The organism is Exiguobacterium sp. s102 (assembly GCF_018618635.1).
GTDB classification, from domain to species: domain Bacteria; phylum Bacillota; class Bacilli; order Exiguobacteriales; family Exiguobacteriaceae; genus Exiguobacterium_A; species Exiguobacterium_A oxidotolerans.
Map to the genome: position 1 here is coordinate 1 of NZ_JACSML010000008.1, position 23,545 is coordinate 23,545.

The window sequence follows — 23,545 nt, forward strand, 5'->3', positions numbered from 1 at the left end:
TGCTCACTTTTGCTGCCCTGAACCTCAAAAAATTGGCCAATTGGTCATGGGATTCCAGTCGGAATCCTAATGGAGTGTCATATTTTTTAGGCATACATAAGACAAACCCTCATTTCCAAGCGGAAATGAGGGTTTGTCTACAGTCTGAACCATGGAGGTCGTCCTCCATGGTTTTTTGTCAGGTGCACATCAGGGCTCACGTTGCTACGTTCTTTTTATATAGCAGAGGTCCATTATCGTGCTTTTTTTGAAACACTGCCGTCCACAGTCCAGTACGACCGAAAGTCGTCGCGGACGCCGGCATCATCGGCATCGGTCTGATTTCAATCACGTCGAAGTCAGCAAAAATCAACCGTAACTTCTCTTCCGTGAATCCTAATCCACCGTTTAAGCTGCGTGTCCGGTACACTTCCCAGTCGGAGATGTCGGATCCGCCGAGCTCACCGCCTTCGATAAAACAAGTCAGGGCGAAATGTCCGCCATGCTTTAAGGAATCGGTGACGAGCGTAAGATAATCGCGTCGGCGGTGCGGAGCGATATGGTGGAAGCAACCGGAATCGTAAACGATGTCATACGCCTCTTTAGCAAGGGGGAAATCAAAGATGTTCCGTTCGATGAAGTCGACGTCGAGCTGCTCCTCCTGCGCCCGTTCGCGCGCCCAGGCAAGCGACTGACATGATAAATCGACAGCGGTCACGGTACATCCCTGTCTTGCAAAATACAGCGCGTTACGCCCCGGGCCGCAACCGAGCTCCAAAACGTGACCCGGTGCGATGATACCGCGTTCAAAATAACGGACGAGATTTTCGTCCGGCTTGTTGACGAAAAAAGGAATCCGTTTGTCACGGTCGGCGTAAAAATCATTCCAAAATGCGGTCGGTTCACGCAGTAAATCGTCAAGCATGTCAAGTAAATCATCGTGCGTTTGAATCATTTCTTTCATCTGTCGACCTACTTTCAAACAGGGTATGAATTGCTTTTCATCTATCCTGATTATACCAAAAAATGTATGACGAAAACGGATGAATTCTCATGTTTCAGTAGTCGAGTTATGAAGTGAATCAGGAAAAACGTTACCTTATCTCATCGTTCATAAGATACGTTACCGCTTCATCTATCTGCGTCACCCGGTATTACGGTGTGACTCGAACATCCGGCGTTTATAAATATCGGCGACTGTGTTCAGAAAAGCCTCCGGCAGTTTTTTCGAAAAATACGATTTGCAATAAAAGTAATCATACCCGCGCTTTAAGTCGTCCCACTGTGAGCACGGTTCTGTCTGACGGAACCGTGCGACGTCGATGATCCGTGTCCCGTCTTTCGTCAGCATGATGTTGCGCAAGTGGATGTCGGACGGGTTTAAGCCGACGGAGCGTGCGTCCGCTAAAGCTTGATCGACAGAGCGGATGACGTCCCGGGGAATCAACGTCCCGTTGACGAGACAGTCGAACAACGTCTGTCCCTCGATGTATTCGATGACGAGATAATCCGCCCCGTAGGCGTATTGTTTGGCGTACGTCGAAAACGACGACAATTGCTCATAAATCGCTCCTTCAAGGACGGCAAGATGACGATGGCTAGGGAAAAATTTTTTGATGACGCGGTCCGTTCCTTGAATCCGAAACACGAAGGCACTTCGTCCCGTACCAATCCAGTCTAACTCAGGTGGTTGACCGGTAATCAGTTGCGTTTGTCCGTTTGACTCGATGGTGATGGCTGTCGCCAGTTCTTGATCTGTTTTCACGTGTGGTCCATCCTTTCTCCGTTACATTGATTATATAATTTATACGTTCAAATGACCACAAAGGTTTCAGGAGATGTTCCTGTATGAATGTTTTGAACATTTTGTGATATGCTAAAAAACGTAGACCATTACATATTTTAAGGGGGATTTTAGAATGAATACGTTACAACAGTGGCGCGACCATTTCGACGCACTTGGTGCCTATGAGGAAGCAGTCGCTTTACTCTACTGGGACATGCGGACATACATGCCGGAACAATCAGCGCCGAACCGCTCGAAATCACTTGGTTTCTTATCGACGGAAAGTTTCCGTCGCCGGACAGGCACACAGTATCAGTCGCTGTTAGAAGCGATGGGGCAAGAATCGTTGACGGGACTCGATGCGATCTCGTACGAGAAAGCGAAACAGGCATTTGATCGGGACTCAAAAATTCCGGAAGCGGAATATCAAGCCTTTGTGACATTGATTTCGGAAGCGGAAAGTGTTTGGGAAAAAGCGAAGGATGCGAATGACTGGGCGATGTTCGAACCATTCTTAGAAAAAATCGTCGCGACAGAACGTAAATTCGTCGAGTACTGGGGATACGAAAATCACCCATACGACGCATTGCTCCATGACTATGAGCCAGGAATGACGGTCGCTCAGCTCGATCCATTGTTCGCGGAGCTCCGTCAAGCAATCATCACGTTGCTCACCGATCTTGATGGGAAAACATTCCCGAAACTCGATTGGTCAGCAGACCGGGAGACACAAATTAAGCTCAATCACGAGTGGTTGAACGATATCGGTTATGATTTTACAGCCGGTCGCTTGGACGAGACGGTTCATCCGTTCCAAACGACAATCAATCGCAAAGATGCCCGTGTCACGACGAAATATGATGAAGCGGATTACCGGAACTCTGTTTTCGGGACGATGCACGAAGCCGGTCACGCGACGTACGAACAAGGCATCGATCCGGAACTCGACTCCCTTGGTCTCGGTGAAGGGGCATCGATGGGGATTCATGAATCACAATCATTGTTTTTTGAGAACTTCATCGGACGCAACCGTGGTTTCCTCGAAGCACGTTATACAGGGTTGCAAGCTGCGATTCCTTCATTGCCGGACGTTCCATTCGAAACATTTTATGCTGCCGTTAACGAAGTCAAACCATCGTTGATCCGGATTGAGGCGGATGAACTGACATACGCGATGCATATCATTATCCGCTACGAACTTGAAAAACGTCTCATCACGGGTGAACTCGAAGTCAAGGCACTGCCAAAGGAATGGAACCGCCTTTATAAAGAATACCTTGGAGTCGATGTCCCATCGAACGCACAAGGTGTCTTACAAGACGTTCACTGGTCAGGTGGTTCGTTCGGTTACTTCCCGAGCTATGCGCTCGGACTCGTCTACAGTGCCCAGTTGAACGAAGCGATGCGTCGGGATGTTAAAGACATCGACGAACTGATTGCAAGCGGTTCGTTTACACCGATCAAAAATTGGTTAAAGGAAAATATCCACCAACACGGAAAAGCGAAGACGCCGGCCGAATTGATTGAAGCAGCGACCGGACAATCGATTACGGTCCAACCGTTGATTGATTACTTGACGAAGAAATATACACGCGTCGTCGAAACGCTGTGATGCAATGGTTTGCCCACCGCGGCGCAAGTGACGCGTTTCCGGAAAATACGCTCGAGGCGTTCAAAGCAGCCTTACCGGACGTCGATGGCATCGAATTCGATGTCCATTTCTCAAAAGACGGCGTCGGAATCGTCATTCATGACGAAACGGTCGACCGGACGACGGACGGAACAGGGCGTGTCGTTGATCTTACGCTTGCAGAACTCAAACAATTGAATGCGGGAGCGCGCTTTAAAGGTACGGGACCGCAGCGTGCGATGATTCCGACACTTGACGAAGTCTTAGAGCTCGTGGCGCCAACGCAAATCGTCCTCAACATCGAACTGAAGACGGATACAATCCGTTATGAAGGTCTCGAGGCCTACGTCGTCGAACGGTGCCGTGCCCATCAGCTTGCACCAGATCGATTAATCTTCAGTTCCTTCAATCATTACTCGATTGATACGATTCGTCAGCTTGATCCGTCGCTCGAGACAGCACTGCTCTATCCATATCCCTTGTTTCACCCGGAGCAACAAGCGAAGCAGCTCGGGGCGAAGGGCATTCATCCGGATTATCGTCGCGTGACGGCAGAAGACGTCGCACTGGCTCACGCAGCAGGAATCTCCGTCCGCGTCTATACTCCGAAATCGGCAGAGGATGTCGAACAGATGGAGGCAATCGGCATTGATGCCGTCATCGTCAATGATCCAAAAGGATTCAAAGCGCGCCTGTCGATCGACTAAGGAGGAAGCGTCATGCGGAAGGGGTATGTGTTGACTATCATAGCTTCACTGATTGCGCTTGGCATCGGTCTCGAGATTGGTTTTCAAAAAATACCACAACCGCAACCGAAACAAGTTGCACAGTCAGCGACACGACCGGATGACTTCCAAGCAGGACTTCAAGACGCAAAAACCGAATTAGAGACCGTACAACGTTTTTCTTTAAAAAGTACGATTGAACATGACCTGAAAAGCGAGACGTGGATTTATGCGACACCGACACCGGAACGTATTGCCGTCGACTGGTACTACGTCGCAAGCTATCCGGAACAACGTGTCCAGATGACCCGAAATGATGTCGCGCGCATCATTGAATACGATCGGTATCTCGTCGTCATCCGTTCGATTTACGGGGTCGTCGACGATAGCGAACTCGAACAATTCGCGCTGCGTGTTTCGGGGTATTTCATGACTAGGCAACAACAAAAGGAGGATGACGATGTCAGGTAAAATCATTCTATTGATTGGTGGATCGGGCAGCGGGAAGTCGTCCTTAATCAAACGATTACGACACGAGTATGAACATGTCCGGTTCATTCCCTCCGTGACGACACGACCGAAACGCCCGACCGAACAAGATGGGGAAAGTTATCATTTCGTCGACGTAAAAACGTTCCAGCAATTGATTCAAGAGACGGGGTTCATCGAGTACGCCCATGTCCACCGGGCGTGGTACGGAACACCCCGACAAGCGTATGAGGACGTCCTGACGACGAACGGCATCGTCATCAAAGACATCGATCCGAAAGGTGCGGCAGCATTCAAGGAATTGTTCGAAGACCGTGTCATCACGATTTTCGTGTCCGTTCCACCTGATCTGATGAAAGAACGTCTGTTGATGCGCGGGGATACACCGGAGTTCGAAGCACGGCTCATCGATTACTCGGAAGCTTGGAAAGACCGGGACCACTATGATTATATGATTGAAAACATTGATTTTGAACAGGCCTACGCGGAGTTATTTGGGATCATCTCGGAGTATATCCCAGGACAGCCATCATCGTAAAAAAAGCAGGGAAGACACATTCTTCCCTGCTTTTGTTTTGAGGTAAAGATAAAAGTGTCAACACCAAAATTAATAGACGAGCGATGGATTGGATTAACCATCTACATCGATCGTCTTTTTTGTGTCATTATTTTACAGTTGGTGGAAATTAGTGATTCCCGTGAAAAGCGAAGGGGAGCACGTAAGATGAATCGAGAAGCGCTTGAATCAGTTGACGCGATGCGCTAGCCGGAACAGATGCTGTTGAAGAAACCCGTCGAACGGAAACCGTCCCTCGGTCACGTGTTTAATCAAGTCCGTCAAGGCAGCTTCCGCTTGTTCAATCAGTCGGGCAGGATAGGCGAACGTCCGTTGATTGACGAGGAACTCGTCTCGGTCGACGACCTGCCAGGTACCTGCTTGATTGCGGACATAATCGAGGTCGAGGTCGAAAGGAAAGGGTATCCCCGTCGAGCCGTGGGGGCAGGCAGACGTTGCAGTGATAGGAGGCACCGTGTGCATCGAAGTCGATATTGACCGTAAACGGCGCATTCAGGGGATAAAACTCAAGCGACTGTGTCGCGTAGGTAAAGGTCTGTCCCCGTGTGTGATGGACCAGTCTTCTGCCTGCTTGTCCATGGACGAGCACGTAGTCGTCTGTTTTTATCAGCATGTTGCCAGTCCACTCGTAATGGGGGCGGTCGGGATACTTATAGGCAATGATCGTCAGGACTGACGGTTGTGCCTCTGCTGGTCGTTTCATGAACAAGCTCCTTTCGCGCTAATAGAGGAAGAGAAGGAATCATTGAACGGTTAAGCGGGCAGTCGGTTACGTCTTTGAGACGTCATGTAAATGGTCGCGGTAATAACGGAGGGCTTGTCTGTAAGTATGGACGTCGGAGTCCGGCGTCATCGTCGTGATGACGTCAAGTAACTGTTGCATCGCTTCCTCATGCTGCTTGAGATTAAACAGCGTCAAGGCTAAAAACGTTTTCAGTCCCGTGCTGTCGGGGAAACGAGCTAAGCCTTCCGTAAAGGTGTCATGCGCAGCAGCGTATTGTCCGAGCGCCCGGTATGTACTGCCGAGCCCGATGAAGGCGTCCGTCAAAAACCGTGTGTCGAGGCCGTTTGCGATCGCAAACTCATAATGCGGAACGGCAGCCTGCTCCTCGCCGAGGTTATCGAAGCACCAGGCCATCTGGAAATGGTAGTAAGGGTTCGTACGATCGGTCTCTAACAGCTCGCGCATCATCTGTTTTGCTTGCTCGTACTGTTTCGACTGACGGAGCGTCGTCACCTGCTCTAAAGTAGCATGCGTCATCTCATCATCCTCCAATTCGGTTGCTAGTACAAAAACCCCTCCAGCTCGGTCAGCTAGAGGGGGAAATGTTAATCCTGTTGCTCGAGTTTCGTCAAGAGTGTCCGGAACGTATCAAGTTCTGCATCTGAAAACGCGGAGAAAACGTCCGACAGGTACTCCATCTTCATTGCTTCAAGTTTCCCGTACAGTTCAATTCCGTCCGGTGTTGCCCGGAGCTCGACGACACGGCGGTCGAGTTCACTGCGTTCGCGTGAAATCAAGCCTTTTTTTGTCAATTCGTCAGCAAGTGCAGTAATCATACTTGCAGAGAACTGGAATTCATTCGACAGAGCGGATGCGATTTGTGGACTTTGCCCGCAAAGCGACTTCAAAATGAAGAATTCATTCCGTGTCAAATAGGTCGTGAACATGCTGCGAACATCTTTTTTGATGGCGCGGTAGTTCATGCGGAGTCCTTTTTCTGTATCGACGATCAATTGATCGCGTTGTGCTACTTCGATTGTCGTTGCCATGTTTAGCTTCACTCTTTCCATACGATAGTTTCGTTACCCGCCATTTAGTATAGTGAAAAATTTTAGTTTAATCAATATTTTTCTCTTGAATCATCTCATCATGCGACGGCTGAACTTTTGTAATGATTTCCGTGACGTTCCGAAGTTCCGGATAGAAACGACGGAAAAAGTAATCGATCCGGTGCGTGTCGTTCCCGGCGATCGTCACGGCCATACAGATGTAGGCGATACCGATGCCTTGGCGCGGCAAAAAAGGATTCGGCATGACTTGAGCGCATTTTAAGGCGAGTGTGCTATGACTCGAGACGGCATCGATTAGTTCACCGTAATTGCGGATGTCGACGTAATGGAACATCCGGATCAACTCATTAATCAGTTGCTGGTCGGAATCGAGCATCATTTGTGACGTGACGAGTCGCTTGTCGAGCTCGCTGATGACAGGGGAGTGGTCAATGAAATAGTTTAAGTTATCGGACGTGATCCGGACTTTATACGGGTCCGATAAGATCTGTTGGACGGTCTCATCCTCGAATTGTTTGAGTTGCTTTTTGATGTTGACGAATTCTTGATCGGCGATCTCAAGCAGTCCGGCGACGCGGCTGAAACTGCGCCGGACTTCTGCCGGGACGCTGTTCGGATTTTTATACCCTAAGTCATGTTCAATCTCTGCCCAGGCGTGTTGCAAAATCGAACGGATTTGAATTTCTGCCGTATGTGACTTGAAGCGACCGTATTCACTTAAGGCCAGGCGTTGTTCACTCAGGGCGGCAACAAAGTGGACAGACAAGTAGCCGAACTCCGTCGTATCGAGCAACGTCGATTTATCGACGGATTGATCGCGGTCGATCGAAAATTCATTTTCAATGATACGGGCAGCTTCCCGGACGTCGTCGTGGAAATAGGTGACGATCCGGATTCCCGTCAAATCGTGGACGTCCTTGAGCGATCGGTATTTGTTCGGTTGCCGTAAGACTTTTTGGTAGAGGCTTTCCGAATCCTTCGTCCGTGAGACGATCGAATGGTATTTGATTCCGGCCGCATCGAGCAGCTCGGATAATAAAATTTTTAGTTTATCTGCGAACGCGTCATAATCTTCCTTATCATTGACGTATTCGAGCATCATCGTATTCAAGTCTTGTGCGTGCAAGCGAATCACCTTCCTCATCGTGGTATTATCTAGCTGTATTGTATCATTCGTATTCCGTAGACGCACGAAATGACCTTGTTTCAAGCGGGACCAATCGTGGGAAAAGAACAGTAGAACATGCTTAGGAGGGGTGCACAAGATGGAAATACTAGACGCGCGTGCGTTACCAGCGGATCACTCGGACATACTTCATGTCACGCCATCTTCGATTTACTTCAGACGAAAAGTCAATGCCGAACAGTACCATATCAGCCGGTTCGACCTCGAGGATCAAGAACGAGTTGATTTGTCGCAAGACGTTTTGACGGATCACGGACCGACCCGTCCGTTCGTCAAACACCAGAAAGTCTATTGCTTGAACGAACACGACCGGGCGAACGGGGGAGCGACGGAGTTATTGACGATTGATCTCTTATCCGGGAAGACGGAACAGGTCGCGACGTTCAACGTCCCGGGTGATTTGTCACTGTACTGGGTCCTCAATGAACGCTACATGGTACTGCTCCACGTCGACCGTGTGACGTCTGCCTTTTTATATGACACGAAGGCGAAGCAGCAACACTTGATCCATGACAAGCGGCTGTACGGGATGACGGAAAATTACCGGGAACTGTACTTTTTCCTCGTCACACTCCAAGACGTCGATTATATCGTCTGCAACACGCGCCTCGACGAATTTTCCTTTTATGATGCCCTCGAAAGCGGCTTGATTTCTCCGGAAGATCCAATTGATCACTCGGAAGGGTTATTAATCGCTTCACTTGAGACGATCGTTTCGGAAATCGAACTAGGGACAGAAGTCCTGTCCTTCAAGACACTCTTACGCCTTGACGGGGAAGGGGATACGGTGCAGTACCTCGGGGAACAAGCCGGGTTTTTGATTTTCAGTGCCTATACGGACCGTTTGAACGAAGAAGTGTTTTATCAAATCCGTGACGAAACGGACGTGACGGAACTTGGACGGATCCGCTGGAGTGATTACGAAGCATTTGATTTTACGTATGATGACGTCGAATCGACGATCTTTATCGTCAACGACCGGTCGGAGCAACACCATGAAGTGATTAATTTACGAACGGGAGCCCGTTTTTTAGACCGGGATCCGTTCGAACGCGTCTTGCGTGATCGCTTTTATGTACATGAAACGATTGGAGAAGATGCCGAGCCGATGGTGACGATTTTTGACGCCGAGCGGTATGTCCGGCACCGGTTCGATGATGCCTATTACATGATCGTCTCCGGCGAGTTGGTCATTTTATCCGTCAACCAACTGTAAAGCGAACAAACGAAGAAAACACACTGTTAATAGAAGTGTGTTTTCTAAAATAACGGACTATTTATTTCATTTACCGTAATTAATTATTAAATTTTTAACGCAAAAGACACACGATACCTCAAAATACATCGCATTGACAATAAAAAAATACCCCTTTCTAGTAGATATCACTAGAAAAGGGCAGACAATGTTATGCTTATGCTGCGTCAGTCGTACGTGTGAAAACATCGACTTGGATGTTTCCAGCTGTCGCGCGTGAGTAAGGGCAAACTGTGTGTGCGATTTTTGCAAGTTCGGCAGCTTGTTCTTCCGATACACCACGGACGAGAACATCAAGTTCAACAGATAAAGCGAATCCGTCTGCTGCTTCGTTCAACGTAACGTGTGCCGTTACTTCGCTTCCATCATGTTTGATGCCTTGTTTACGTGCAACAAGATTTAATGCAGAATCAAAGCAAGCAGAGTATCCAGCAGCAAACAATTGCTCCGGATTTGTCGCTGATTTTTTAGATCCTGGGACTGGCATGGCGAGAGCGACGTCTAAAACGCCATCTTCTGAAACGACGCGTCCGTCGCGTCCTCCGACTGCTGTAGCTGATGATGTGAACATTGGTTTCATAATCAATAACTCCCTTTCGTTGATTCCTTATTATTAAGTAGCTTACAATTAGATTGTATACAATTTAAAAAAGAAAGCAAGTACTTTGCTTCCGAGGAGGACTATCATGTCAAACCCATTATCGTTAGATGAACAACTTTGTTTTCCCTTTTATTCGATTTCGCGGGAAATCACGAAACGTTATCGTCCGTTGCTCGAACCACTTGGACTGACGTATCCGCAATATTTAGTCATGCTCGTTTTATGGGAAGAAGATCAACAATCCTTGAAAGCCGTCGGTGAACGGTTGCATTTGGATTCGGGGACGCTAACCCCGTTATTGAAAAAGCTCGAAGCATCAGAGTTAATTCGACGCGTCCGCAATAAGAAAGATGAACGACATATCCAAATCACGTTGACAGACAAAGGGCATATGTTGCGCGAGCAAGCGGAACAAGTTCCGCTCGCCTTAAAAGAGACACTCGGCGTGTCGGAGGAGGATTTAGAACGTGTCAAACAAACGTTAAATCAATTGGTTATAAAAATGAACGGAACTGAATGATTCAGTTCCGTTCATGTTCGTTATTTACGGCGGAAACCTTCTTCTTCAAGATAGTTTGCCGCTTCTTTGTATGAATTGAAGGCACCATCGAGCAAGTCGCCTGCATAGACGAGCCATGTATCGAGGTCTTCATTCAAAAGTGTGAGTTCGAACTGGTTATCGTTGACCCACGTTTCTTCGAGCGTTTCGACCGTCTCGACCGTCGATAACGATTTGATTGCATCTTCAAGCAAAAGAATCAAGGCAGGAGCAGAAAACTCACGGATGTTGACGAGTCCTTTGTTATCGACTTCGTAGCCCGGTAATCCGGCGGCATAGACGAATCCGTTTCCGTTCGGATGAAGGTGATAGACGACGATTTTTTTCTCAAACTGACTTTCAGGAAAGTGGAAATTGACACGGTTCAGTGAAACATCTTTTCGGACGAGTTGTGGAAACGACTCAATGATGTTTAATTTTTCTTCAAATGTTAGCATGGTACCTCCTAGAATTACATTTCTACTCTTCTATATATGCGATGATTTCGGGTCAAATGTCAATGTTCGATTTAAGCCGAGTGAAACTTATTGACGATGGACTCCGTAGTTTTAAGAGAAAGGAAGTGGGAACAGATGCAATCTTCAACCTTAGAAAGTGGCTGGCAACGGTTATCACTCGACTCCGTCAAAGTCGAACGGCAATATGTGGCGATACGGTTTAGTTTGTATGCGCTTTTGATTGCCGTCATGACAACCGTCCAAATTGTGTGGCTCGACTTATCTCCGTGGTGGATGTGGATCGTGACAGGACTCGTGGCCGCGTTATTCATCTTAAAGTTTTATTACATACCGCGTCTGCGTTACGACTATTTCCGTTATCAGGTCGATGAAGAATTTTTAGGCGTCAAATCAGGCGTCATCTTCCGTAAAATTGAAATCATACCACTCGTCAAAGTTCAGTTCATTGATACATCGACCGGTCCCTTGTTACGTCGCGCCGGCTTGATGAACATCAAAGTCAATACGGCATCCGGATTTGCGGAAATCCAGCGTCTCGAAGAACGACGCACACTCGAATTAAGACGCCATATCGAACGCTTCGCGAAACTCGAGGAGCAAGAGGAGGAATCCCTATGACACGTCGCGTCCACCCGTTATTCATCTTGATGTCGACGCTGACGCATCTCCGGTCGACGGTCATCCCGCTCGCTTTTTTATTGTTCAATGATTTAAAGAACGATGGATTCGGTTGGTATACAATCATCGGCTTTAGTGTTTTTTGTCTCGTTCTTCTCATTTCTGGAATCACTTCTTGGTATTTTTATACGTTTACGATTGATGACCAAGCGATTCGTGTCAACAAAGGCGTCTTCCGTAAAAGTGAACGGACGACACAACGGCGGCGGATTGAATCCGTCGGCATCAACCAAAACCTGCTCGAGCGTCTGCTCGGTTTAGCGACGCTGTCCGTCGAAACGTCTTCTGAAGGCGGTGAACCGGAAGTCGAATTAAAAGGTGTCCGGCTCGCGTTCGCTACTTCCTTGAAGTCGACGATTAAAGAAGAGGACGAACAGATAGAACAAATAGAAACGACGGACTCGTTTCGTGTCAGCTTGTCCGACCTGTTTTTTGCCGGCGCCTTGTCCGGTCGTCTCGGACTGGCGCTAGTCGGTTTCTTTGCAGGGTATCAACTGATTGATCAATATATCGAAAAGTATGTCGATCGTGTCTTTAATGAATTGGCGCATTTGTCACTCGTCCTCCTGATTGGAATCGGATTGCTTGTCTTACTCCTCGCCTATATCGGATCGATTGTCGTCTACGTCGTTCGTTACGGTTCGTTCGAAGCGACACTTAAAGATGAACGGCTGACCATCCGTTACGGATTACTGAACCGGACGGAAGTCATCTTTCACCAGGATAAGGTCCAAGCCTTATTCATCGAGGAAAACTGGATTAAACGACGGTTCAAGCGTGCCCACCTGTCACTCAACGTCATATCGGCGAACGGGAAGGAAGAGCAGATGTTGTTCCACCCCTTCATCCGGGAATCGGAAATCGACGCCTTCCTCGACCGGTTTCTGCCGCGCTTCAAACGTGTAAAACCGATGCATCATGCGACCGACCGCGGCTTCTTCTATGTCATCCGTTGGCGGCTCGTCCGGTATATCATCTTGTTTTCAGCAGTCAATGCCGGACTCGTCTATTTTTTGACGAGCCCGCTTAAATGGATCGGCATGCTGTTGTACCTGGTTTTACCGCTCTATTACGTTGTTGCCCGGACGGGGTACCGCAATACGTGTTACGGGTTCGAACAGGAGTTGTTCGTCTTACGTCGCCAACTCGTCAACCGGGAAACGATTTATGCACCGCGTTTAAAAATCGAGGCTTTGTCGGGACACGTCTCCCGTTTTCTCGAACAAAAGGACTTGCTGAAGTTTGAAATCAATCTGCGTGGTAAAGGACATTTGAACGCGGGTTATTTTACACATAAGCAATTTGAGGACGTCCGGAACTGGTACCAACGCTCTTTTCTGAAAACAGACCGTGCAGAAGCAGGGGACATACGGTATGATAACGAATAACGCGTTATATAGGAAAAGAGAGGAGTTCATGTTGTGCGAAAAGGACTAGCAATCGTACTCGCGATACTACTCGTATTCATCGGATTAATCAGTTTTGATGGATACCGCATTCAAAAAACATTAGTCGGCGAGTCGGAAGCGTCACCGATTCTTGCGGGTAAACCGGCTGATGAATCAAGTGACGCCGTGACCGAGGCAACTGAATGGTCTGCTGCCAAACCGTTCGAACAGAAGACGTTCGAAACGGATGGACGCGTTCATCACGCAGACTATCTACCTGCAACAGAGTCAACAAACAAATCGGTCATTCTCGTCCCGGACGAGGAACAAGCGACGCCGGACGGAGTTGCACCACTCGTGCAGCTGTATCATGAACAATTCGGCTACAATGTCTTAGTCGTCGAACGACGGGGGCAGCCTGAAAACGGTGGGAAAAAGAATTACGGCTGGCTCGATCGGCTTGATTTGATTGAATGGACGAAACGACTTCTCGAAGAAACAGGGGACGAGAGTCACATCGCCTATCACGGGCTTGGTGTCGGCGGGTCGACCGCATTACTCGCAGCTGGAGAAGAAATGTTACCGACACAAGTCAAAGTCGTCATCTCTGAAGGTGCCTACGCCCGATTTGATGACTGGCTCAATCATTTAGCGGATCGACAGATCAGTTATCCCGCAGGACCGTCACTCGCGATGGCGAGCACGTTCAATAAATTCGAACAGGACTTCTTTTACGGTGACGTGTCAGTGACACGACAAACGAGCAAAATCATGATTCCGACACTGTTCATCCATGGGACGGACGATCAACTCATGCCATCGCGGATGGTTTATGAACTGTATCAAGCAAAACCTGGATTGAAGCAGTTATATCCGGTCCGAGGAGCGGGTCATGGTCAAACGTATCTCGAAGATCAAGTCAACTATCAAAAACGCTTAAAATTATTCATCCAGCCATTCATGACAACGAATTAAGCCGCATCCCTCACGTCACTACAGCCGTAGTCGAAGTGGGGGACTTTTTTTTGATTAATGAAAGGGAAAATGTTCCAAATGACAGCAGGTGTGGTATTCTCGATAGAACAGACAGAATAGGGGGAGTCAGGCATGTTTAGCTGGGTCGGAAGTGAAGAAGCGTATGTCGATCAAATCGACATACGGCAGGTGGGTCCGGTCGTTCTCGGACGGTTCGGTGGCTGCTCGACGGCGGGTCAAACAAAAAACGAAGATGGTTGTCTCGTCATGACGGGGACGGACTGGGAGTTGACCGTCTTACTCGATGCCCATAATTCGGCAGAAAGTGCCGAACTCGTGGCGGAGCAATTTTTGATGTATCAAGAGCGGTTGCATCAGCAACTCGAACAAGCAGCCGAGTCAGTCCTTCCGACGTTCGAACACATCATCCTCGAACTGTTGACGGAAGACACATTTCGCGCACGATGCGAGACGTGTCGGGGGGAGACGGCTTGTTTAGTCGTCGTCCGGAAAGGAAACTATGTTTTTTGGTTGTCGGTTGGAGATTGCATCGCGCATCTGTTTCATCCGGAGCTTGCCGGGTTAGGTCAACACAGTCTCAATCAACGGCAATTCTTTGAATGGATCGGACAAGTCAATACGTTTGCGTTACCTGTCCCGTGTTATACCCGCGGCATCCGTGAACTGCGTCAGGGACACAACCGGATCTTTTTGACGACGGACGGACTCGTCGAATGTCCCGGTGAACCGTTCAGCGATGCGACGGACATCGGTCGCGCGTTTCGCGATACGGAGGCGCAGGATGCCGTTTTGACCTTGTTGACGACGATCAAGCACCATGCTGTCCGGGACAGTACGACGATCTTGACGTGGTCGATCGATGTTACAGGTGACGTGACACAACCGAGTAATGCTTAGGCATGAACAATTACGTTCGAAAGGAATGAATACAAATGGGTTTTTACATCATGTTGCTGTCATTCATACTAGGAATCTACTTGACAATTTTCAGCATTTCGCGCAGGAAACGGAAGCGTTCCTACATATTGTTTCTCGTCCCGGGGATCCTCCTGGTCATCTTTGCCGTGTATCTCGCAAGACCGCATTAAAAAAAGGGAGATGGATTTCCGGGGCGAACACCGGAGAACCGTCTTCCTTGTTTTTTGTTAATCGAGAGACGTGCTCCCGTTTGAGTCAACACCGCTTAGGGGGTTTGCTCATCAAGCGGTTCGATTTGTTCCGTTTCGACAGGTGGATCCAGTTCATCTGCTTCGTTCGTCAAAGGAAACGCGATCCCGGCACTGGTCAATAGCGTGATGAGTGCGGCATTCGTTAGTGTTTGGCGCATCGTTGCTCACTCCTTCTTTTGTTATCCTACGAAATTGAAAAAAGAAAAGTTACACTTTTTGATTATTCTGAACATTTAAGTGGGATTCGTCAAGTAATCGTCATCTTCACCTAAGTATTTTTCCCGATAAACCGTTATACTTAAACATGGAAAAGAGGGATGTCGCTTGAAATTAACGAAAGCTAACACACGCATTTTTGAATCATTGTTACCCCGTTTGAACGTTAACGCGGAAGAACCGGAGCGAACGGACATCGAACGTCAACTGCAGGCTGATTTGTATGAAGCGCAGCGGCAACAACGACCGTTCGAAGAAGTCCATGGGCAAACACCGGAAGCGCGACTCGACACGATGATCGCAGCGATTCCGGAACAGCGTCGTGCTGAGACACAAAAACGCTGGACACGGAACTATGTCTCAAGCATCTTGATGTATATTTTCATCGAGGGAATCGATGGCGTCTTTCAGTTCGCACTCGCCGACTATTTGTTGTTCTCAATCATCGCCTTGTTCTTGATTGACGCGATGTCGATCTTAATCACGTCACCGAAAATACGTGACGTCAAAGGACGTATCTGGGGACAGTTCATCATCAGTTTCGTTTTATTTGCAACGTATAAAGCGGTCTTGATTACATTCGTCCCGAATCCCGATGTCATCTTCCAAGTCAGCGGGACACCCTCTTACATCATCGGAGTCGGTGGTCTGATTGCGTTATACCTCTACTGGTCGAAGAACCCGCTACGAAAACGCGCCTAAACGAATCGAGAGAGGAGTGGACGGATCATGGAATTTACGCACTGGAAAAGACGCTTACAGGATCACTTCGAACGAATGGGCTTTAACTTACGGATTGAACGCCTTGCCATGCAAGACATCATTAAGCTCGAGGCGACCCACGGAGCCTTTTTGTTCTTCCCCGTGACGATCAACTTATATGAACGGATGGGCTGGAAAATGATTGCGATTGAATCGCACCATCCGGATACGGTCGAGGATGCGTTCGCCGAAGCACAAATCGAATCGTTGTTCCAACTGACGATGGTGACATTCGAAGAAGAAGAGCGTGAGTTTTTACTCGGCTTCTATAGCAATACCGGTCGTTATTTGACGGACCGTCAATCTCCGACGGGGCAGTTGCTCGCGGCAATCGAACGGGAGTGGTATGACGGAGAAACGATCCGGATTGAAACGTTCGAGGAATTTCCCGGACTGTTCGTGGCACCACCGTTCGCACACCAAGCGTACGCATTCGCTGCAGCGGAAGGCAAATGGCACATATTCGTCGGGCGGACGGGACGCCCGGCGAACGATTACCGGTTCGATGGAGCAGTCCTGATGCCGCACCGGATTGCCGATAATGAACTGTTCACGATGACGCCGCTTGCGGTTGCGATTGATGATACGGCAGGATTGCGCGACCAATTGCGTGAGGAACGGTCAGAAATCAAACGATTCCACACACAAGCGATGGAGACGATTCGTGACTACGATCCGTCGTTCGGCTTCGCTTGGCGCGGGACGGTCACATTCTTTCATGGCATTCCCGTCGACCCTTTTGCACAGCGGTTATGGCTGGAAGACGGACAAAAACGGTTCCGGATCATGCAAAAAGCATCCCAACGGATTTTAGCACTCGGCGACACGTGTACCGAAGCGATTCATGCGCTTGACGAGGCCGTCAGCGCCGGTGAACCGGACGGGACACCCGTCAGTGCTGTCGGACAACTCATCCTCGGGATTTGGCAACAGTTTGAGTCCGATGAACGGACCTACTTGACAGAGGTCGTCTGTACCGGAATTTCACGGACACAGGCGGAGAACCGGATCCGGCATGGCTTAGCGCGCCAAGAGGCAGTCAATTGGATTGAACGTGCACAAAACGGACGTGACCAGTTCCAGTTCGCAGGACTATCCATTACATTACCGCACCGCCCACCGGGAACGATCGAGATTAGACGAGAAGAGGAACAACGATGAACGTCAGCTACACTCGCGAATCTGTCTGATACGACTTCACGCATCAGACAGTTGACGGACCACTTCGATGTCCGGTACATTCGTCAGCAGGAACAAACGCTGGTAGAAAACAAGTAAATTCTATTGAATGAGGATCGAACCCCCGATGTCTTCGCCCTGCGAAAAAACGTCGGGGGTTTTTTCGCATAAGTTAACGGTTCAATCGATTTTGGCGCCTCTCAAGGCGAAAAAGTTCGTAAAAAATAACGGAGATAACAGGAGAAACATATGGAATCATACCGATTTGATCAGATTTGTGTATTGTTTGATTTAGGCGAACGGACAGAAGGCCCACGCCCCCTTTCCGGCGGTTTCATCCATGACATGTATGGACTGAGGACGACAAAAGGACATTATGCTGTAAAATGCTTGAATCCGCAGATTATGAGACGACCTGACGCGTTTGCGAACTTCAAAAACGCGGAAGATTTTGCATTGCTTGCAGGTCGGCACCTTTCCGCTCTTCCGGCAAAACGGATACGGGGGGAAGCGGTGCAACAGATAGCTGACGAGTACTTTCTTATTTTTGACTGGGTCGACGGCAACCTGCTTTCCTTGAAGGAGATCCAGCCATCCCATTGTAATACCATCGGGACCTATCTCGCAGGCTTACACCAACTTGATGCTGGCGTGGTCCCCGCAGTGGTTGGAACGATTAGCCACGACTGGACAACTCATCTCAAAAGAGGCCAAGCAATCGACGCCGAGTGGAGTGTTGCCCTAAGCGAAATCACCGAGGCGTTAAAAGTGTGGAACGAGCGAGCAGTGCGAGCAGAAGCGTTCCTATCCAACGCTTGCGTCATGAGTCACCGCGACTTGGATCCTAAAAATGTCTTATGGACGAAAAACGACCTGGTCGTCATTGACTGGGAATCGGCGGGTCCGATTCATCCTGTCCTTGATGTCCTTGAGACGGCGCTTTACTGGTCAGAGGATGAGACGGGGCATCTGAACAAGCAGAAGTTTCAAGCATTTTTTAGTGGTTACACAACGAAAAATAACCTAGGGGATGCGAAATGGTCGGCTGTAATCGCCTGTAGCTATTCGAGCAAACTTGATTGGCTCGCTTATAATATCAGCCGGACATTCAGTGCGGATAAAACGGAGCGACGAATCGGTACAGAACAGGTGAAACAGACGATTCTCGACTTAAAACGCCACACGGACCGGATGGAGACGCTGAAAGGCTGGCTGACTTAAACGTCGCAACAACATCCATCTGGGATAGGACTCTTACGTCTGAACAAAGTACCGGACATCCCGTCCAACATCCATCACAGGACCGATGATCCCGCTTTTTTCACGGAATCATCGGTCCTTTTTAACTTTAAAGACCAAGCGAGGCAATCAGCTTTCGAATCCGTTCTTCCGATTGTTTCGGCGTCAGAATCAGGAGTTGATCGCCACCAATCAATCGTGTCTGACCGCGGGGGGTAATGATGGCATCGTCACGAATGACGGCGACGACGAGCAGATCCTGCGGCATCTCAATCTCTTGCAATGTTTTCCCGTCAATCCGACAGAACGACGGGACACTGACCTCGACGATTTCAGCATTCGGATTTGCGACTGTCATGAATTGAATCAACGGCTCAATCCCGATCGTTGGTTTCACTTCGAGCTTCATGACACGGACAATCCACGGTAAGGCCGTTCCCTGCAGTAAAGCCGATGTCATGACAGTGAAGAAGACGATGTTGAACAAGAGATAGGAGTTCGCAAGTCCGCTCGAAAGCGGATAGGTCGCAAGGATGATTGGTACGGCGCCGCGTAGTCCGGCAGCCGTGATGACACTTTGCTCCCGGTAATTGTAGTGAAAGGGAAGAAGTGAGATGAAAACAGCGAGTGGTCGTGCGACGAGAATCAGCGTCACGACGATGATGCCTGAAATGAGCAGCATCTGCGGATCGAGCAGTTGGCGCGGGAAGACGAGCAGTCCGAGCATGATGAACATCCCGACTTCTGCCAGATGCGACAAGCTGCCGCTGAAACGAATCAAGATGTCGCGGTAAATCATGTCGTGGTTACTGATCCAAATGCCTGTCACGTAGACGGCGAGGAAGCCACTCGCATGGATACTCGTCGCGATCCCGTAAGACAGTAAGGCGCCGCTGATCAAGAGTGTCGGATACAGGGCCGATGCTTGAAGCTGAATCCGGTTCATCAATTGTGTCAAGAACCAGCCGATACAGAGACCGACGAGTAAACCGATTCCCATTTCGTAGAATAAAGACAGGACGCCACTGATAATCGAGAAACTTTCCGGATCGAGCGCAAGTTCTGTAAAGAGAATCGTCAAAAAGACAGCCATCGGATCATTTGTTCCGGACTCCGCTTCCAGTGTATGTTTGACCTTCTCATCGACAGGACGTCCGCTCAGTAAGGAAAAGACAGCCGCTGCATCGGTCGAGCCGACGAGGGCGCCGACGAGTAACGCCATCGGCCAGCTGAAATCAAGAATGAAGTGGGCGACGAGTGCAATCAAGCCAGTCGTGATGACGACGCCGACCGTCGCAAGCGAAAGGGCAGCAGGGAGGACTTGCCTGAAATCGCCCCATTTCGTGTTGAGACCGCCATCGAACAAAATGATGACGAGGGCGATTGTTCCGAATAGACGCGCTTGTTCAAAGTCAGAAAAAGCAATCCATCCTGCGACATCCGTTCCTGCAAGAATGCCGACGAACACGAATAAAATCAAGGTCGGGACGTTGAGACGAAAGGAGAACTTGGTCGTGATGATTGCGAGTAGTAACAAAATACCGGCAAGTAGTAAGACGGTTCCTTCATGCACATGCATACCTCCTCGAATCGGGGCAGGGTTCTCTTCTGTTACGTTTAGTATACGCTATTCACCTCTTTTGCAGGCGGAGAAGTCTTTTTTTGAAATGATGTGTATAAATCGACGGAAAAAGGAAAACACTCAATATATATGCATGTAAACGAAGAAAGCGTAATTAGAGGAGGAAAATGGAAATGAACATATGTATCGTGACAGGCGCAAACTCGGGGATGGGAATGGTGACAATCCAAGCGTTGCTTGAACGGGGGGACCGCGTCATTGCGACCGTCCGCTCAGAGAAGAAAGCAACACTGCTCGTCCAAATGTTACGTGAACATGGGGTGTCGCATACGAATCTTGAAATCGAAATCGTTCAACTTGACCAACTGGAATCCGTCCGCCGGTTTGCAGACCACTTGTTTGAGCAGATTGGTCGCATCGATCGCCTGATTTTAAATGCCGGGGTCATGGTCCCGCCGTATCATTTGACGAAAGACGGCTTCGAATCCCAGTTCCAAGTCAACTACCTGAGTCACTTCTATTTGATTGAACGCTTGCTGCCGCTCCTTCAACACGGAAACGATCCACGGGTCATCTCGATTTCATCGCTCGCCGGGGAAGGTGGACTCGTCCGAACAGATATCGAACTGGAATCGATTGCCCATGTTAAAAAAGAACAATACAACCCGATGCGGTCGTACCGCGAATCGAAATTGCTACAGATGGTCCACATGCGTGAACTCGCGGACAAGTATGGGGACGATGTGACATTCGTCAGCGTCCATCCCGGCATCGTCAATACCGACTTGTTCTATCGTGGCAAGTACGGCAAAGCGATGAAGGTGCTTTTAAAGCCGATCGCTCAAATCGGTTACTGGACCGGGAAACTGTATACGCCGGAGTACGGGGCGAAAACCGCACTGTACCTCGCGACGACGAATGACCGGCTCGACAATGGCGGCTATTACGCCGATTCCGCACCACGTCTCAGTAACCCGGTCGTCGAGGATACGCGCTACCGTGAAGATGCGCGCCGTCTATCGAAAAAATGGGTCGGACTCGACTGAAGACAAAAAAAGGCCTACCGGCTCGTGGGAAGCCGGTAGATCCACGTTGTGAAGACTGGGGGTCTGATCACACTTTTAGAATACGATATTTAAAAATAAAATTGTAGAATATGAAAAAAATCACAAAATGATGCGTTTTTATGATTTTTTTTTAGCGATGCGAGCAAAACGGTTTTCTTCTGGTGCAGTTTTCGTTAGGATAAAGAAGAATTTTTGCTTACAGGAGGTACAACATGATACGACTAGCTACATCACAAGACGTTCGAAACATCGCAACACTACTCGAGCACAAGGCGCTCGCACTCCAAGCGACGGGCAGCACACAGTGGTCTGCTTACCTTGAACAAGACATCGAAACACTCGTCCAAGAGGATCTTGATGCCGGAAGACTGTTTGTTTTTGAAGAAAACGACCAGTTGCTCGGTTCCGTTGCCCTGCTTCCTTCGATGGAATGGGATCGCTCGTTATGGGCAGATACAGAAGGTCTTTATATCCACCGGATTGTCGTCAGTGATTTGGCGAAAGGACGCCGCGTCGGAAAACAACTTCTTGATTATGTAATCGAGTTGACGGATTACGAAGGGGAAACACTTCGCCTCGACTGCGTGGCGTCAAATGCATTTTTAAACGACTATTATACGTCGGTCGGTTTTACGTACCAAGGAACATATGACGGATTTTCGACATATGAGTACGAACGAATCGAAGCGACGGCATAATCGGTCATTTGTTCAAGACAAGTCGTAGCCGCTTTGTTAAGGTAAAAGAAAAGTAATTGCGAGGAGTGATAGGATGCGACTTCAGATTGGCTTCATCGGCTTCGGTAAGAGCACGACCCGTTATCATCTGCCTTATGTCATGATTGATCCCCATTTCGAGGTGACGTGGATTTATAATCGGACGGCAAAACCGGAGTTAGAGGAAAAATATATGGACAAGCTTCCCGCAGTCCAGTTCACGACGGACCTCGACAAGATGTTGTCGGACGAGAAGCTTCAAGTCGTCGTCATCAACACACCGCCTGCGACGCATTTTGCCTATGCCTTGAAGGCGTTGCAACAGCAGAAGCACGTCCTCGTCGAAAAACCTTTTACCGTCACAGAACAAGAAGCGGTGCAACTGTTTGAGGAAGCACGTAAGCAAGGCGTCAAGCTACTCGCCTATCAAAATCGGCGTTTCGATAGCGACTTTCAAGCCGTCGCCCAAGTCATTGCGTCCGGAAAGCTCGGTCGCATCGTCGAAGTCGTCTCGCATTTCGACTTGTATCGCCCGGATGCGAAGCCGGCGAATACGGCGAATGAGAACGGTGCGCTCTATAGTCTCGGCGTCCATACGATTGATCAAATCATTGCCTTGTTCGGAAGACCGAACCAAGTCGCTTATGACATCCGAACCGTCCGGGGTACTGCGATTCCGGACGATACGTTTGCGCTTGATTTTTATTATGACGATTTCAAGGCGAGTGTCCGAACGAGTCATGTCGCACTGGCACCCGCTCCGCGCTGGATGATTCATGGGACGAACGGGACGTTCATCAAACAGCATGTCGATCGGCAAGAGCTTGACTTAAAAGCAGACTACTTCCCAGGGGAAGAAGGATTCGGGGAAGATTCGGAAGATGATTTCGGTCGGTTACTCTATCATGATAACCACAATCATCTTCAAAATGTCCGGATTCCGAGTCCGATTGGTGACTACGGTAAATTATATCGGGCATTTTACCGGAGTATCGTTGAAGATGCCCCTCTTCCAGTGACGGAAGAAGAGACGACGTTCGTCGCCCATGTGCTCGAGCAGGCGTTCACTCAACCGTCACCGTTTATCGTCAATATTAAAAATTGAATTTCATTTAAAAAGCTACAGGGTCGCGACCGATTACTTTTCGTGCTTTAAAAGCGATTCAAGACGGATTGCGCTTTAAAACGTCTCCATGCCCGGCTTTTTGGTCACGGTATTAGCTAAAAAGCGTCATGTTTCGTTGACTCCTACGGGAAAAAGTGCGTTTTTAACGCACGTTCAGAGGCAGGCAAGACCCTGCGCGTTGGCCGCTAGGATCCAAGGAGCAACGGCTTGCGCCTCGCCCGAGGAACGCAACGAACAAAGACGCTTGATCTCCCGATAGAACTTTGTCTACAGTCTGAATCTTCTTGTTGTGCATATACAACAGGAGGATTTTTTTTGTTACAAAGAATGAAGATATTTCTATTTTTTCAGAATTTTCTTTTGAAATCATGATTATTATTTCAATAAC

General features: G+C 48.8%; 26 protein-coding genes. 16 read left to right on the plus strand and 10 right to left on the minus strand.

From position 1 onward, the window contains the following. Positions 1-196: 196 nt before the first annotated feature. Both KNQ02_RS14290 and KNQ02_RS14295 read right to left on the minus strand, forming a co-directional pair. Entirely contained in the window at positions 197-943 is a 747-nt protein-coding gene (locus KNQ02_RS14290) for a class I SAM-dependent methyltransferase (protein WP_214808943.1), read from the minus strand. Between the two features lie 180 nt (positions 944-1,123). Continuing rightward, complete coding sequence (locus tag KNQ02_RS14295) at positions 1,124-1,744, minus strand: lipopolysaccharide core heptose(II) kinase RfaY (protein WP_214808946.1); 621 nt, start codon at positions 1,742-1,744, stop codon at positions 1,124-1,126. 154 nt (positions 1,745-1,898) lie between these two features. Between KNQ02_RS14295 and KNQ02_RS14300 the strand changes: the two genes are divergently transcribed. The 4 genes from KNQ02_RS14300 to KNQ02_RS14315 are packed head-to-tail and all read left to right on the plus strand — an operon-like array spanning position 1,899 to position 5,147. Continuing rightward, positions 1,899-3,377 (plus strand): carboxypeptidase M32, encoded by a 1,479-nt coding sequence (locus KNQ02_RS14300; RefSeq protein ID WP_214808949.1) that lies wholly within the window; start codon positions 1,899-1,901, stop codon positions 3,375-3,377. After that, a complete protein-coding gene (locus KNQ02_RS14305; protein ID WP_239456723.1) occupies positions 3,377-4,102 on the plus strand; it encodes a glycerophosphodiester phosphodiesterase in 726 nt (241 codons plus the stop codon). Before KNQ02_RS14300 ends, KNQ02_RS14305 begins: the two co-directional genes overlap by 1 nt. A gap of 12 nt (positions 4,103-4,114) precedes the next feature. Further along, positions 4,115-4,591 carry a hypothetical protein gene (locus KNQ02_RS14310; RefSeq protein ID WP_088837203.1) on the plus strand — a complete coding sequence of 159 codons (477 nt, stop codon included), beginning with the start codon at positions 4,115-4,117 and terminating at the stop codon, positions 4,589-4,591. Further along, complete coding sequence (locus KNQ02_RS14315) at positions 4,581-5,147, plus strand: guanylate kinase (RefSeq protein ID WP_214808952.1); 567 nt, start codon at positions 4,581-4,583, stop codon at positions 5,145-5,147. Before KNQ02_RS14310 ends, KNQ02_RS14315 begins: the two co-directional genes overlap by 11 nt. 207 nt (positions 5,148-5,354) lie before the next feature. Here the strand turns inward: KNQ02_RS14315 and KNQ02_RS14320 are convergent, their stop codons facing one another. From KNQ02_RS14320 to KNQ02_RS14335, 4 genes are all read right to left on the minus strand, one after another. Further along, positions 5,355-5,678, minus strand: coding sequence for a DUF402 domain-containing protein (locus KNQ02_RS14320; protein ID WP_214808955.1), 324 nt, complete (start codon positions 5,676-5,678; stop codon positions 5,355-5,357). A gap of 277 nt (positions 5,679-5,955) precedes the next feature. Then, a complete protein-coding gene (locus tag KNQ02_RS14325) occupies positions 5,956-6,447 on the minus strand; it encodes a tetratricopeptide repeat protein (RefSeq protein WP_214771096.1) in 492 nt (163 codons plus the stop codon). Between the two features lie 68 nt (positions 6,448-6,515). Further along, positions 6,516-6,959: a MarR family winged helix-turn-helix transcriptional regulator gene (locus tag KNQ02_RS14330; RefSeq protein ID WP_088837198.1), complete on the minus strand. Its 444-nt coding sequence runs from the start codon at positions 6,957-6,959 to the stop codon at positions 6,516-6,518. 67 nt (positions 6,960-7,026) lie between these two features. Then, positions 7,027-8,115 carry a GTP pyrophosphokinase gene (locus KNQ02_RS14335; protein ID WP_235195154.1) on the minus strand — a complete coding sequence of 363 codons (1,089 nt, stop codon included), beginning with the start codon at positions 8,113-8,115 and terminating at the stop codon, positions 7,027-7,029. A 130-nt stretch (positions 8,116-8,245) separates the two neighbouring features. Here KNQ02_RS14335 and KNQ02_RS14340 point away from each other — a divergent pair, with 130 nt between their 5' ends. After that, a complete protein-coding gene (locus KNQ02_RS14340) occupies positions 8,246-9,382 on the plus strand; it encodes a Six-bladed beta-propeller, TolB-like protein (RefSeq protein WP_214808957.1) in 1,137 nt (378 codons plus the stop codon). Positions 9,383-9,578: 196 nt separating this feature from the next. Here KNQ02_RS14340 and KNQ02_RS14345 read toward each other — a convergent pair whose 3' ends face one another. Then, a complete protein-coding gene (locus tag KNQ02_RS14345; protein WP_029330285.1) occupies positions 9,579-10,001 on the minus strand; it encodes an organic hydroperoxide resistance protein in 423 nt (140 codons plus the stop codon). Positions 10,002-10,107: 106 nt separating this feature from the next. On the opposite strand from KNQ02_RS14345, the gene KNQ02_RS14350 reads away from it, so the two are divergent. Then, the gene (locus KNQ02_RS14350) at positions 10,108-10,542 is read left to right on the plus strand and encodes a MarR family winged helix-turn-helix transcriptional regulator (protein ID WP_214766158.1); all 435 of its coding nucleotides are present in this window, start codon (positions 10,108-10,110) and stop codon (positions 10,540-10,542) included. Between the two features lie 20 nt (positions 10,543-10,562). On the opposite strand, the gene KNQ02_RS14355 is transcribed toward KNQ02_RS14350, so the two are convergent. Beyond that, complete coding sequence (locus tag KNQ02_RS14355) at positions 10,563-11,018, minus strand: hypothetical protein (RefSeq protein ID WP_029330281.1); 456 nt, start codon at positions 11,016-11,018, stop codon at positions 10,563-10,565. 135 nt (positions 11,019-11,153) lie between these two features. Here KNQ02_RS14355 and KNQ02_RS14360 point away from each other — a divergent pair, with 135 nt between their 5' ends. From KNQ02_RS14360 to KNQ02_RS14375, 4 genes are all read left to right on the plus strand, one after another. Next, positions 11,154-11,657: a PH domain-containing protein gene (locus KNQ02_RS14360; RefSeq protein ID WP_088837195.1), complete on the plus strand. Its 504-nt coding sequence runs from the start codon at positions 11,154-11,156 to the stop codon at positions 11,655-11,657. Continuing rightward, on the plus strand, positions 11,654-13,105 hold the full coding sequence (locus KNQ02_RS14365) for a PH domain-containing protein (RefSeq protein WP_214808960.1): 1,452 nt from the start codon (positions 11,654-11,656) through the stop codon (positions 13,103-13,105). The genes KNQ02_RS14360 and KNQ02_RS14365 overlap by 4 nt, the downstream gene beginning before the upstream one ends. A 33-nt stretch (positions 13,106-13,138) precedes the next feature. Next, positions 13,139-14,080 (plus strand): alpha/beta hydrolase, encoded by a 942-nt coding sequence (locus tag KNQ02_RS15845; RefSeq protein WP_214808962.1) that lies wholly within the window; start codon positions 13,139-13,141, stop codon positions 14,078-14,080. 132 nt (positions 14,081-14,212) lie between these two features. Further along, on the plus strand, positions 14,213-14,998 hold the full coding sequence (locus KNQ02_RS14375) for a PP2C family serine/threonine-protein phosphatase (RefSeq protein ID WP_214808964.1): 786 nt from the start codon (positions 14,213-14,215) through the stop codon (positions 14,996-14,998). Positions 14,999-15,284: 286 nt separating this feature from the next. Here the strand turns inward: KNQ02_RS14375 and KNQ02_RS14380 are convergent, their stop codons facing one another. Next, the gene (locus tag KNQ02_RS14380) at positions 15,285-15,428 is read right to left on the minus strand and encodes a hypothetical protein (RefSeq protein ID WP_214766150.1); all 144 of its coding nucleotides are present in this window, start codon (positions 15,426-15,428) and stop codon (positions 15,285-15,287) included. Between the two features lie 166 nt (positions 15,429-15,594). Here KNQ02_RS14380 and KNQ02_RS14385 point away from each other — a divergent pair, with 166 nt between their 5' ends. The 3 genes from KNQ02_RS14385 (at position 15,595) to KNQ02_RS14395 (ending at position 18,648) form a co-directional block, all read left to right on the plus strand. Continuing rightward, the gene (locus KNQ02_RS14385) at positions 15,595-16,188 is read left to right on the plus strand and encodes a hypothetical protein (protein ID WP_214804522.1); all 594 of its coding nucleotides are present in this window, start codon (positions 15,595-15,597) and stop codon (positions 16,186-16,188) included. 27 nt (positions 16,189-16,215) lie between these two features. Continuing rightward, complete coding sequence (locus KNQ02_RS14390) at positions 16,216-17,409, plus strand: hypothetical protein (protein ID WP_214808966.1); 1,194 nt, start codon at positions 16,216-16,218, stop codon at positions 17,407-17,409. 267 nt (positions 17,410-17,676) lie between these two features. Continuing rightward, positions 17,677-18,648, plus strand: coding sequence for a phosphotransferase (locus tag KNQ02_RS14395; protein WP_214808969.1), 972 nt, complete (start codon positions 17,677-17,679; stop codon positions 18,646-18,648). Between the two features lie 127 nt (positions 18,649-18,775). Here KNQ02_RS14395 and KNQ02_RS14400 read toward each other — a convergent pair whose 3' ends face one another. Then, a complete protein-coding gene (locus KNQ02_RS14400; protein WP_088837188.1) occupies positions 18,776-20,239 on the minus strand; it encodes a potassium/proton antiporter in 1,464 nt (487 codons plus the stop codon). Positions 20,240-20,421: 182 nt separating this feature from the next. Here KNQ02_RS14400 and KNQ02_RS14405 point away from each other — a divergent pair, with 182 nt between their 5' ends. The 3 genes from KNQ02_RS14405 (at position 20,422) to KNQ02_RS14415 (ending at position 23,136) form a co-directional block, all read left to right on the plus strand. Continuing rightward, positions 20,422-21,294: an SDR family NAD(P)-dependent oxidoreductase gene (locus KNQ02_RS14405; RefSeq protein WP_088837187.1), complete on the plus strand. Its 873-nt coding sequence runs from the start codon at positions 20,422-20,424 to the stop codon at positions 21,292-21,294. Between the two features lie 233 nt (positions 21,295-21,527). Continuing rightward, the gene (locus KNQ02_RS14410; RefSeq protein ID WP_029330260.1) at positions 21,528-22,013 is read left to right on the plus strand and encodes a GNAT family N-acetyltransferase; all 486 of its coding nucleotides are present in this window, start codon (positions 21,528-21,530) and stop codon (positions 22,011-22,013) included. A gap of 73 nt (positions 22,014-22,086) precedes the next feature. Further along, positions 22,087-23,136 (plus strand): oxidoreductase, encoded by a 1,050-nt coding sequence (locus KNQ02_RS14415; RefSeq protein WP_088837186.1) that lies wholly within the window; start codon positions 22,087-22,089, stop codon positions 23,134-23,136. Positions 23,137-23,545 lie beyond the last annotated feature (409 nt).

What these genes read in the sequence shown, in the direction of transcription:
- KNQ02_RS14395 (WP_214808969.1), top strand. Translation starts at nt 17,677, where the DNA reads ATGGAATCATACCGATTTGATCAGATTTGTGTATTGTTTGATTTAGGC.
- KNQ02_RS14320 (WP_214808955.1), bottom strand. Translation starts at nt 5,678, where the DNA reads ATGCGCCGTTTACGGTCAATATCGACTTCGATGCACACGGTGCCTCCT.
- KNQ02_RS14300 (WP_214808949.1), top strand. Translation starts at nt 1,899, where the DNA reads ATGAATACGTTACAACAGTGGCGCGACCATTTCGACGCACTTGGTGCC.
- KNQ02_RS14415 (WP_088837186.1), top strand. Translation starts at nt 22,087, where the DNA reads ATGCGACTTCAGATTGGCTTCATCGGCTTCGGTAAGAGCACGACCCGT.
- KNQ02_RS14405 (WP_088837187.1), top strand. Translation starts at nt 20,422, where the DNA reads ATGAACATATGTATCGTGACAGGCGCAAACTCGGGGATGGGAATGGTG.
- KNQ02_RS14375 (WP_214808964.1), top strand. Translation starts at nt 14,213, where the DNA reads ATGTTTAGCTGGGTCGGAAGTGAAGAAGCGTATGTCGATCAAATCGAC.
- KNQ02_RS14390 (WP_214808966.1), top strand. Translation starts at nt 16,216, where the DNA reads ATGGAATTTACGCACTGGAAAAGACGCTTACAGGATCACTTCGAACGA.
- KNQ02_RS14325 (WP_214771096.1), bottom strand. Translation starts at nt 6,447, where the DNA reads ATGACGCATGCTACTTTAGAGCAGGTGACGACGCTCCGTCAGTCGAAA.
- KNQ02_RS14330 (WP_088837198.1), bottom strand. Translation starts at nt 6,959, where the DNA reads ATGGCAACGACAATCGAAGTAGCACAACGCGATCAATTGATCGTCGAT.
- KNQ02_RS14365 (WP_214808960.1), top strand. Translation starts at nt 11,654, where the DNA reads ATGACACGTCGCGTCCACCCGTTATTCATCTTGATGTCGACGCTGACG.
- KNQ02_RS14345 (WP_029330285.1), bottom strand. Translation starts at nt 10,001, where the DNA reads ATGAAACCAATGTTCACATCATCAGCTACAGCAGTCGGAGGACGCGAC.
- KNQ02_RS14340 (WP_214808957.1), top strand. Translation starts at nt 8,246, where the DNA reads ATGGAAATACTAGACGCGCGTGCGTTACCAGCGGATCACTCGGACATA.
- KNQ02_RS14380 (WP_214766150.1), bottom strand. Translation starts at nt 15,428, where the DNA reads ATGCGCCAAACACTAACGAATGCCGCACTCATCACGCTATTGACCAGT.
- KNQ02_RS14315 (WP_214808952.1), top strand. Translation starts at nt 4,581, where the DNA reads ATGTCAGGTAAAATCATTCTATTGATTGGTGGATCGGGCAGCGGGAAG.
- KNQ02_RS14410 (WP_029330260.1), top strand. Translation starts at nt 21,528, where the DNA reads ATGATACGACTAGCTACATCACAAGACGTTCGAAACATCGCAACACTA.
- KNQ02_RS14305 (WP_239456723.1), top strand. Translation starts at nt 3,377, where the DNA reads ATGCAATGGTTTGCCCACCGCGGCGCAAGTGACGCGTTTCCGGAAAAT.
- KNQ02_RS14290 (WP_214808943.1), bottom strand. Translation starts at nt 943, where the DNA reads ATGAAAGAAATGATTCAAACGCACGATGATTTACTTGACATGCTTGAC.
- KNQ02_RS14360 (WP_088837195.1), top strand. Translation starts at nt 11,154, where the DNA reads ATGCAATCTTCAACCTTAGAAAGTGGCTGGCAACGGTTATCACTCGAC.
- KNQ02_RS14350 (WP_214766158.1), top strand. Translation starts at nt 10,108, where the DNA reads ATGTCAAACCCATTATCGTTAGATGAACAACTTTGTTTTCCCTTTTAT.
- KNQ02_RS14355 (WP_029330281.1), bottom strand. Translation starts at nt 11,018, where the DNA reads ATGCTAACATTTGAAGAAAAATTAAACATCATTGAGTCGTTTCCACAA.
- KNQ02_RS14310 (WP_088837203.1), top strand. Translation starts at nt 4,115, where the DNA reads ATGCGGAAGGGGTATGTGTTGACTATCATAGCTTCACTGATTGCGCTT.